4 protein-coding genes are annotated in these 2,585 nt (G+C 40.5%); all 4 read right to left on the reverse strand.

Going from position 1 to position 2,585, the window contains the following annotated elements; all coding sequences use genetic code 11:
* Positions 1 to 135: 135 nt before the first annotated feature.
* Positions 136 to 1,131 carry a hypothetical protein gene (locus DW793_RS13950; protein WP_118158504.1) on the reverse strand — a complete coding sequence of 332 codons (996 nt, stop codon included), beginning with the start codon at positions 1,129 to 1,131 and terminating at the stop codon, positions 136 to 138.
* An 8-nt stretch (positions 1,132 to 1,139) separates the two neighbouring features.
* The gene (locus DW793_RS13955; RefSeq protein WP_118158505.1) at positions 1,140 to 1,394 is read right to left on the reverse strand and encodes a hypothetical protein; all 255 of its coding nucleotides are present in this window, start codon (positions 1,392 to 1,394) and stop codon (positions 1,140 to 1,142) included.
* A complete protein-coding gene (locus DW793_RS13960; protein WP_118158506.1) occupies positions 1,385 to 2,335 on the reverse strand; it encodes a hypothetical protein in 951 nt (316 codons plus the stop codon). The genes DW793_RS13955 and DW793_RS13960 overlap by 10 nt, the downstream gene beginning before the upstream one ends.
* 38 nt (positions 2,336 to 2,373) lie before the next feature.
* Positions 2,374 to 2,585 (reverse strand): hypothetical protein (locus DW793_RS15555; protein ID WP_252969914.1); only part of this gene is annotated, 212 nt, incomplete at its 5' end.

Genomic DNA, 2,585 nt, shown 5'->3' on the forward strand with positions numbered 1-2,585 from the left:
ATTTATCGGTGGCAAGGTCTGTATAGGCTGAGGAGGTGAAAGCAAGCACTGTCGTCAGCAGCACCGCACCTGCAAAGCCTATGTTTATTATGCTTTTGTTCAGGTCACATTTTATTGCGTTTAGAAGTTTTAGTTTCATTTCTCTATATCTCCGATCTCGGTGTAGATAAACCTACCAAGATTATTGCTGTCAGCTTTGGCATAGGCGAGATTTCCAAACTCATGCCCTGAGGGGTCATACTCCGCAGGGTCGGTGCAGATAACGGCGTAATCAAAACTCTCCGACTTTCCGCTCCCGAAAAGATCTGTGGAGCTGTCGAGTATCACCATGACTTCAAGCCCCTCGTTAAGCTCACCGTCGCAATAATATGTAGGCACTGTGCATACTGTCTTTTTGTCTGTGAGCTTAATTTCGGCCGTGTTGTCGCCTATGGTCTGTACTGTGCCGAAAAAGCTGGGGAGGTCACGGTTTAGCTGTTCTTCATAGTTTTTCTCTCCATTTTCGTCATATTCGGCAACATACAGTTGATTAAGGATAAAATTATTGTCCTTGAAAAGATACCCCACATATACAACATCATCGACTTCATCGGGATAGTTTATTTCCTGATATACTATAAGATCGTTCAGGTCGGCTTTTAATGTTCTTTGTGGATCTGTAAATTCACAGGCAGATCCGCCCGTTCTTGTCATAGTACAAATGCCGCCGCTGTTTGAAAAAACTTTGCCGTTTTGACCTATAACATCACACAGCTTGATTTTAGTTATTCCATCATCAACGGTAAGAACAGCAGTGACCTTTTCACCAAGCTTATTGTTTATGATCTGTTCTGAGTGGAGCTTTGATCCAGGATAATAAACTATATCGTCTTTAAAGTTATCTCTTGAAAGCGGCAATGTATAGCTTTTGCCCTCATATGTGAATGTAAGCTGTTCATTCTCATATTTTTCTGTTTCCACAGTTATGTTCTCAAATTCCGAACTTGGCTTTGACACGGTGCTCTCCGGCATATTTGACACGCTGTCAACAGCAGAGAGATCCGACTGTGGTTTATTTTCCCCACAGGAAGTCAGAAAAATAACAGCAGAAAACACGATACACGAAAACGTCATAAACTTCTTTTGTTTCATGATCTACCTCACTGCATAAGCATATTTATATCAAACTCATAATCAAGATCGCCGCTTTCAGCGTCAAGATAAATAAATCGCTGAATATTGCCTGCCGATGAATATTCATCACCTACTGGCATTTCATTTTCGGGAACATCCATAACAAACTCCCAGACCAAATGGCTGTCAAATTTTATGCCTGCATCGTAGCAGCTTTGACCGTTTTTATTATCGTTAAGAGGGGTGAGTGTGTATTTAAGGTCAATGGCACTTATCTCCATTTTCTCATTAAAATCTGTAAAAGTATTTTCAATATACCCATTGCACTTGACAGGGAAATTATCTTATCAACAGATTTTTCTTTTTTGGGTATCAAGATACCGTTGCCGTTAGTAAGGCTGCCTATCTCGTCGCTTTTAAACATCTGCATATATATGCCCTGCGTGATATATTTCATTTTCGACATACTTTCATCAGACGTATCTGTCATTTGCACAAGATCGTCAAGCAATACGTCGTTGTATTTTTTAGACGCATGGATATCAAATGAGTAAATGCCCTGATCGCTTTGTCTTACAATTATAGTTTTAACGGCTATCTCCAAGTCAGGTTCAAGATCGGCATAGTTCTTATCGAGCCATTCCTGAGCAAAATCAGCTGCCTGCTTGATCGTGACTGAAGTTCCGTCCAGTTCATAGCTGTCTGAAAGATCGTCATCTCTGTCAATATGATAGATCTTGACTTTGTTTCCGCCGTTAAAGAGATCATCAAAAGCTGAGGGCTTGGCAAAACAGATAAAGCCGTTATTTCCAACGCAGCCATACATTTTCTCGTCATCGTTGCTAAAGCTGTAACTTACCATGCCGTCGCCGGTTTCATCATGAACTGTATTCTCACGGTCGAGAACATCCTTGCCAAAAATCCGGGTCATTATCTTTTCGTAATTTTCCTCATAATCCGATATCTGAGTAAAATCGACTTCGCAGTAATCTTCGGGCAATTCCACACTGATATTTTCTCTCAGATCAAATTGAGTATAGCTTTTATCAAGAGCATTGTCTATGTCATCACTGAGTTTGTTGGAAGATATGTACTGTATAGCTGTGATCTCATTTCTCTCTTTACTGTCTTTCTCGGCAGAGGATCTTACGCTGTCAGGTGTCTGCGCACAGCCTGCAAGAACGACAGCCACCGCTGCGGCAAGTAATTTTAGATTTTTCATAAGCAACTTCCTTCCTCATATGTGATAACATCAGTAAGTCAATGGTAATTTTCGCTTTTGCTCAGGTCACTTTTTATTGTGTTATACGTTTCCTTTTTGATTATTAACAAAAGAAACGTCATATCGTTACAATTTATGGTTGCATAAATTTCCTTGTTCGGAGTTTCGTCAAAGTAAAACACCCAGCATGGAACAGCTTCATATATGTCATACGAGCAGTAAGTTGCCCAGGGAGCTTTTTCACGGTCTT

It is taken from the genome of Ruminococcus sp. AM31-15AC (assembly GCF_003462045.1).
Taxonomy (GTDB): domain Bacteria; phylum Bacillota; class Clostridia; order Oscillospirales; family Ruminococcaceae; genus Hominimerdicola; species Hominimerdicola aceti.